The organism is Streptomyces roseochromogenus subsp. oscitans DS 12.976 (assembly GCF_000497445.1).
Classification (GTDB): domain Bacteria; phylum Actinomycetota; class Actinomycetes; order Streptomycetales; family Streptomycetaceae; genus Streptomyces; species Streptomyces oscitans.
On the sequence record NZ_CM002285.1, the window covers coordinates 1,392,126 to 1,398,570 of the forward strand.

A 6,445-nucleotide genomic window follows, 5' to 3' on the forward strand; every position below is an offset into this window, starting at 1 on the left:
TACCGCGCGGAGGCTGCGGCGCTGCGGCAGCCTCACGGGGAGGCTGCCGCGCTGAAGCAGTACCGCGCGGAGGCTGCGGCGCTGCGGCAGCCTCACGGGGAGGCTGGCAGTGTCGTCGGCTTGAGGGGCAGGGCGGCCCAGATCACCTTGCCGCCGCTCGCGGTGTGCTCCACGTCGACGGTTCCGCCCGCCTCCTGTGCCACCTCGCGGACCAGCAGCAGGCCCCGGCCGCCGGTCTGGCCGTGGTCGGCCTCCAGGGCGGTCGGCCGGTAGGGATGGTTGTCCTCCACGGACACCCGCACCCACTCGGCTCCGACCGCGACCTCCACGGCCAGCGTCGGCGACAGCAGCGCCGCATGCCGGACCGCGTTGGTGACCAGCTCGGAGACGATCAGCAGCAAGCCGTACTCCAGCTCGTCGGAGACCGGCACGCCCTGGCGCAGCAGCAGATCCCGGACGGCATGCCGGGCCTGCGGGACCGAGGCGTCCACCGCAGCGGCGGTGAAGCGCCAGACGCCCTCGTACGGCAGAGGATCGGGCGGACACTCGGCATGCCCCGCTGGGCGCGGGCCGTCCCCGCGCCCGTGGTTGTCCATCGTCCGGTCGCCACCCTCGCGCTCGATTGTCACCACACGTCGAGTGTTGGTAACGATCCGCGCCGGTCCACGCGCCTGAACACAAGTCAGCGGGTATCGGGCGGTTTCTGACCGAGTGCGTATGACACGGTCACGTGTGGGGACTGTTCCTGTCGCCGGGACGCGCCGGTTCGCGAACTAGTCGGGTGGTATGGGCCCGGACGGCCCCCGCTCGGAGACGAGCCCGACGATACGGCGCCCGCCGTAGCCGGTGGCCACGAGGCCGAGGCCGTCGAAGAGCAGGGCGAGCGAGAAGAAGGCCCCGATGACGTACTGGCTGCTGCTCGGCCAGTGGCCGAGGACCAGGGTCCCGAGCAGCAGGTCGAAGACGCCGAGCAGCAGCGTCCAGCCGAACTGCGGTCCGCGCACGACCATGCTGCCGACGAGCCGGAACAGGCCCGCGGAGAGGAACAGCAGCGCGGCGAACATGGTGAGCGCGTCGGCTGCCGCATGCGGCAGCCGGATGACGACGACGCCGGCCGCGATGTTGAGGGCGGCGACGACGACGCCGAGCCAGAAGAAGCTGGTGCCGCGGGCCTGGATCGCGTGCAGCAGGCCGACGATCCCGCCGATCAGCAGCAGCCAGCCGAACAGCAGCATCGAGGTGAGCGTGGCGATCGCGGTGTAGAAGAGTCCGACGAGCCCGGCGAGTACGAGGATCACACCGAGCGCGGCGAGCCAGCTGAATCCCCGGTACAGCCTCTTCGCCTTGTCTGTGCGCTTGCCGGCCTTGACCATCGCCAGCTCCTTGATCGCGCCGATTCAATCCCCGTTTTTCCCTTCCGCTTTCTCTTCTACCCCTTTTCCCTTTTGAGCCTCACTTTCCCTTTTGTGCCCGCTGAGCCGGGTTCCGTAACTCGCCGGGTGTTCTCGAACCCGGTCGCGCTTCCAGGCCGCGCCGGACCCCCCGATACGATCCGGGCATGGAGCCCCAGCTGTCCCATCACATCGAAGGCGCCGTCGCCACCGTCGTCATCCGCCACCCGGCCAAGCGCAACGCCATGACCGCGGCGATGTGGCATGCGCTGCCTCCGCTGCTGGACGCGTTCGCGCGCGACCCGGGCGTGCGGGCGCTGGTGCTGACCGGGGAGGGCGGGACCTTCTGCGCGGGCGCCGACATCAGCACGCTCCAGGGCTCACCGGCCGAGGCCCAGGCGCTCGCGGTGGCGGCCGAGGAAGCGCTCGCCGCGTTTCCCAAGCCGGCCCTGGCCGCCGTGCGCGGGCACTGCGTGGGCGGCGGGGCGCAGCTCGCGGCAGCCTGCGATCTGCGGCTGGCGGAGGAGGGCGCGCTGTTCGGGGTGACGCCGGCGCGGCTCGGAATCGTCTATCCGGCCTCCTCGACCCGCCGCCTGGTGTCGCTGGTGGGCCCGGCCACCGCCAAGTACCTGTTGTTCACCGCGGAGTTGATCGACGCCGGGCGGGCGCTCGGCACCGGGCTCGTGGACGAGGTGCTGCCGGTCGGCGAACTGGACAAGCGGGTCGCGGAGTTGACCCGGATCCTGGTCTCCCGCTCGCAGCTCACCCAGGCCGCCGCAAAGGAGTTCGCGGGCGGCCGGACCGACCGGGACGCCCACTGGGCCGAGCGGGCCCAGGGCAACCCCGACACCGCGGAAGGCGTCGCCGCGTTCCTGGAGCGCCGGCAGCCGCGCTTCACCTGGAGCGTGTCTACGTCAGGGTCTGCTTCGTCAGGGTCTACATCAGGATGAAACGGCTCCGGGCGCGCAGCGCCTCGACGACCTGAGCGGGAGCCTTGCGCGGGGATCCGGCGGCGTAGGGCGGCTGCGGGTCGTACTCCGTGGCCAGCTGGACGGCCTGCGCGTGCTCGTCACCGGCGATGCGGCCGGACAGGGTGAGGGCCATGTCGATGCCCGCGGAGACACCGGCGGCGGTGACGTACTTCCCGTCCGCCACCACCCGCTCCTCCGCCGGCTCGGCGCCGAAGCGCTTCAGCTGGTCCAGTGCCAGCCAGTGCGAGGTCGCGCGGCGGCCGTCCAGGAGTCCGGCGGCGGCGAGCAGCAGGGAGCCCGTGCACACCGAGGTCGTCCAGGTGCTCGCCGCGTCGACGGCGCACAGCCAGTCGAGCAGGGGCCGGTGCTCCATCAGGGCCTGCTGGCCCGGGCCGCCCGGCACCACCACGACGTCCGGGCACGTGACCTCCGCGAGCGACCGGTCCGCGACGACTGCGAGCGCTCCGGTGTCGGTGCGGACGGACCCGGTGCGTTCGGCGACGAACACGGTCTCGGCATCAGGGAGGCGGGAGAGGATCTCGTACGGGCCTACGGCGTCCAGGGCGGTGAAGCGGTCGTACAGGACGATGGCGATCTGCATGGTGTGTCCCTTCATCGGGTATCGGGCATCGGTATGGGACCGTGGCGCTCAGCGGGTGAGGGCGGGGCGGAAACGGCGGCGGTACTCGGCCGGGGCCGTGCCGAGGGTTTTAACGAAGGCGCGGCGCATGGCCTCGGGGGTGCCGTAGCCGCTGGTGCGGGCGATCTCCTCGATGCCGTCGGCGGTGTCCTCCAGCAGGCGGCGGGCGTGTTCCAGGCGGACCCGGTCGACGTAGCGGCCGGGTGTCATGCCGGTCTCCTCACGGAAGGCGCGGGCGAAGTGGCGGGGTGACAGGCGGGCCCGGGCGGCGAGCGACTCGACCGTGAGGTCGCCGGCCGGGTGCTCGGTGATCCAGCGCTGGACCTCCCGGAGGGGTGCGCGCTGCGCGGTCTGGGCGGCGAGCTGGGCGCTGAACTGCGCCTGGTTGCCGGGCCGGCGCAGGAAGACCACCAGGTGCCGGGCGACGGCGAGGGCGACGTCCCGGTCCAGGTCCTCCTCGACCAGGGCGAGGGCCAGGTCGATGCCGGAGGTCACCCCGGCCGAAGTGGCGACGTGCCCGTCCCGGACGTAGATCGGCTCCGGATCCACGGCGACGGCCGGGTGGTCGCGGGCGAGCTTGTCGCAGTAGGCCCAGTGGGTGGTCGCCCGGCGGCCGTCGAGAAGTCCCGCGGCGGCGATCAGGATGGCGCCCGTGCACACCGAGACCAGCCGCGGGACACGCGGTCCGCGGGCGCGCAGCCAGGCGATCAGCCGCGGGTCGGGCAGGCGCGTGCCCTGGCCGCCGGGCACCAGCAGGGTGTGCGGGTCGGGGGCCGTGGTGAGTGCCTCGTCCGGTACGAGGGTCAGGCCGCTGGAGGTGCGTACCGGGCCGCCGTCCAGGGAGGCCGTACGGACCCGGTAGGTGCCCGGTGTGTGCTTCTCCGCGCCGGCGAACACCTCCAGCGGGCCGGTGACGTCGAGGCTCTGGACGCCGTCGAAGAGGACGAAGAGAAGAGTTCGCTGCGCCATGCCTTCGATTCTTCGCCGCCGGGAGGCATGGCTGCAATGACGCGCTTCCCACCTTTTCTGCCATCGGCCGCAGGCCCGCGTGATCCGAGCCTTCGCGGAAGTGGTGCGGCGGACCGGCGGAGACGCGCCGTGGCGGGCACGCCGGTCACCTGCGGGTCCGGCGCCGCCCTGGGCGCGCCGATCGGCACGGCGGCCCGCCGGGGAGCCGCCCTGATCCCCGGTTGTCGGTGTCACCTGCCACAATTGCCGCGCAACCTCAGTGGAGAAGGCGGTACGGGATCGTGACGACACCCGGATCCATCGAAGCAGGATCCATCGAAGGCAGGATCGCCGAGGAACTCGGCGTACGGGAGCGGCAGGTGAAGGCCGCGGTGGAACTGCTCGACGGCGGTTCGACCGTGCCCTTCATCGCCCGCTACCGCAAGGAAGCGACCGAGATGCTCGACGACGCGCAGCTGCGTACGCTCGAGGAGCGGCTGCGCTATCTGCGGGAGCTGGAGGAGCGGCGGACCGCGATCCTGGAGTCGGTGCGCGAGCAGGGCAAGCTCACCGACGAGCTGGAGGCACAGATCCGCGGCGCCGAGACCAAGGCGCGACTGGAGGACGTCTACCTCCCGTACAAGCCCAAGCGGCGCACCAAGGCGCAGATCGCGCGCGAGGCCGGTCTGGAGCCGCTGGCGGAGGGCCTGCTGGGCGATCCGACGGTGGAGCCGCTGGCGGCCGCGGCCGCGTTCGTGGACGCCGACAAGGGCGTCGCCGATCCGCAGGCCGCCCTGGACGGGGCGCGGGCGATCCTCACCGAGCGGTTCTCGGAGGACGCCGACCTGATCGGCGAGCTGCGTGAGCGCATGTGGGTGCGCGGGCGGCTGGCCGCGAAGGTGCGCGAGGGCAAGGAGGAGGCGGGCGCCAAGTTCGCCGACTACTTCGACTTCGCCGAGCCGTTCACCGAGCTGCCCTCGCACCGCATCCTCGCGATGCTGCGCGGCGAGAAGGAGGAGGTCCTCGACCTCGTCCTGGAACCGGAGGAGGCCGCTGAGTCCTCATCGGCTCCGTCGTCGTACGAGGGCATCGTCGCGCACCGGTTCGCGATCGCCGACCGGGGCCGGCCGGCCGACAAGTGGCTGACGGACACGGTCCGCTGGGCCTGGCGCACCCGCATCCTCGTCCACCTCGGCATCGACCTGCGCCTCAGGCTGCGCACGGCCGCCGAGGACGAGGCGGTGAACGTCTTCGCGGCGAACCTGCGCGACCTGCTGCTGGCCGCCCCGGCCGGCACGCGTGCGACGCTGGGCCTGGACCCGGGTTTCCGTACGGGTGTGAAGGTCGCCGTGGTCGACGCGACCGGCAAGGTCGTCGCCACGGACGTGATCTACCCGCACGTCCCGGCCAACAAGTGGGACGAGGCGATCGCCAAGCTGGCCGGGCTCGCGAAGGAGCACATGGTCGAACTGATCGCGATCGGCAACGGCACCGCCTCCCGCGAGACCGACAAGCTCGCCGGTGAACTGATCACCAGGCACCCGGAGTTGAAGCTCACCAAGGTGACGGTGTCCGAGGCGGGCGCGTCGGTGTACTCGGCGTCGCAGTACGCCTCGCAGGAGCTGCCCGACATGGACGTGTCGCTGCGCGGCGCGGTGTCCATCGCGCGGCGGCTGCAGGACCCGCTGGCCGAGCTGGTGAAGATCGACCCGAAGTCCATCGGCGTCGGCCAGTACCAGCACGACCTGTCCGAGGTGAAGCTGTCCCGCTCGCTGGACGCGGTGGTCGAGGACTGTGTGAACGGCGTCGGCGTGGACGTCAACACCGCGTCCGTGCCGCTGCTTTCGCGGGTGTCCGGCATCTCCTCGGGCCTCGCCGAGAACATCGTGGCGCACCGGGACACGAACGGCCCGTTCACGTCCCGCTCGGAGCTGAAGAAGGTGGCGCGGCTCGGCCCGAAGGCGTTCGAGCAGTGCGCGGGCTTCCTGCGCATCCGTGGTGGCGACGACCCGCTGGACTCCTCCAGCGTGCACCCCGAGGCCTATCCGGTGGTCCGCCGCATGGTGAAGACCACGGGCCAGGAGGTGGCCTCCCTCATCGGCAACACGGGTGTGCTGCGCTCGCTGAAGCCGGCCGATTTCGTGGACGACACCTTCGGTCTGCCGACGGTGACGGACATTCTCAAGGAGCTGGAGAAGCCGGGGCGCGACCCGCGTCCGGCCTTCAAGACGGCCACCTTCAAGGAGGGCGTGGAGAAGATCTCCGACCTGTCCGCCGGGATGATCCTGGAAGGCGTGGTGACGAACGTGGCCGCCTTCGGCGCGTTCGTGGACGTCGGCGTCCACCAGGACGGCCTGGTCCATGTGTCGGCGATGTCCAGGACGTTCGTCAAGGACCCGCGCGATGTCGCCAAGCCGGGTGACATCGTCAAGGTGAAGGTCCTGGACGTGGACATCCCGCGCAAGCGGATCGCCCTGACCCTGCGTCTGGACGAC

At 71.5% G+C, this 6,445-nt stretch carries 6 protein-coding genes; 2 read left to right on the plus strand and 4 right to left on the minus strand.

Annotation, left to right across the window (positions count from 1 at the left end):
- Window positions 1-92 precede the first annotated feature (92 nt).
- Both M878_RS56290 and M878_RS56295 read right to left on the minus strand, forming a co-directional pair.
- The gene (locus M878_RS56290; protein ID WP_031224276.1) at window positions 93-596 is read right to left on the minus strand and encodes an ATP-binding protein; all 504 of its coding nucleotides are present in this window, start codon (window positions 594-596) and stop codon (window positions 93-95) included.
- Between the two features lie 177 nt (window positions 597-773).
- Entirely contained in the window at window positions 774-1,373 is a 600-nt protein-coding gene (locus M878_RS56295) for an HdeD family acid-resistance protein (protein WP_023545313.1), read from the minus strand.
- Window positions 1,374-1,558: 185 nt separating this feature from the next.
- Here M878_RS56295 and M878_RS56300 point away from each other — a divergent pair, with 185 nt between their 5' ends.
- Window positions 1,559-2,341 carry an enoyl-CoA hydratase/isomerase family protein gene (locus M878_RS56300; RefSeq protein WP_023545314.1) on the plus strand — a complete coding sequence of 261 codons (783 nt, stop codon included), beginning with the start codon at window positions 1,559-1,561 and terminating at the stop codon, window positions 2,339-2,341.
- Here the strand turns inward: M878_RS56300 and M878_RS56305 are convergent.
- Together M878_RS56305 and M878_RS56310 are read right to left on the minus strand one after the other, a co-directional pair.
- Complete coding sequence (locus M878_RS56305; protein WP_023545315.1) at window positions 2,328-2,963, minus strand: DJ-1/PfpI family protein; 636 nt, start codon at window positions 2,961-2,963, stop codon at window positions 2,328-2,330. The two genes, M878_RS56300 and M878_RS56305, sit on opposite strands and share 14 nt — an antisense overlap.
- Window positions 2,964-3,011: 48 nt before the next feature.
- Window positions 3,012-3,971, minus strand: coding sequence for a GlxA family transcriptional regulator (locus M878_RS56310; RefSeq protein ID WP_023545316.1), 960 nt, complete (start codon window positions 3,969-3,971; stop codon window positions 3,012-3,014).
- 281 nt (window positions 3,972-4,252) lie between these two features.
- On the opposite strand from M878_RS56310, the gene M878_RS56315 reads away from it, so the two are divergent.
- Window positions 4,253-6,445 (plus strand): Tex family protein (locus tag M878_RS56315; protein WP_023545317.1); only part of this gene is annotated, 2,193 nt, incomplete at its 3' end.

Coding starts and splice junctions, on each gene's coding strand:
- M878_RS56290 (WP_031224276.1), bottom strand. CDS start 596: ATGGACAACCACGGGCGCGGGGACGGCCCGCGCCCAGCGGGGCATGCC.
- M878_RS56295 (WP_023545313.1), bottom strand. CDS start 1,373: ATGGTCAAGGCCGGCAAGCGCACAGACAAGGCGAAGAGGCTGTACCGG.
- M878_RS56300 (WP_023545314.1), top strand. CDS start 1,559: ATGGAGCCCCAGCTGTCCCATCACATCGAAGGCGCCGTCGCCACCGTC.
- M878_RS56305 (WP_023545315.1), bottom strand. CDS start 2,963: ATGCAGATCGCCATCGTCCTGTACGACCGCTTCACCGCCCTGGACGCC.
- M878_RS56310 (WP_023545316.1), bottom strand. CDS start 3,971: ATGGCGCAGCGAACTCTTCTCTTCGTCCTCTTCGACGGCGTCCAGAGC.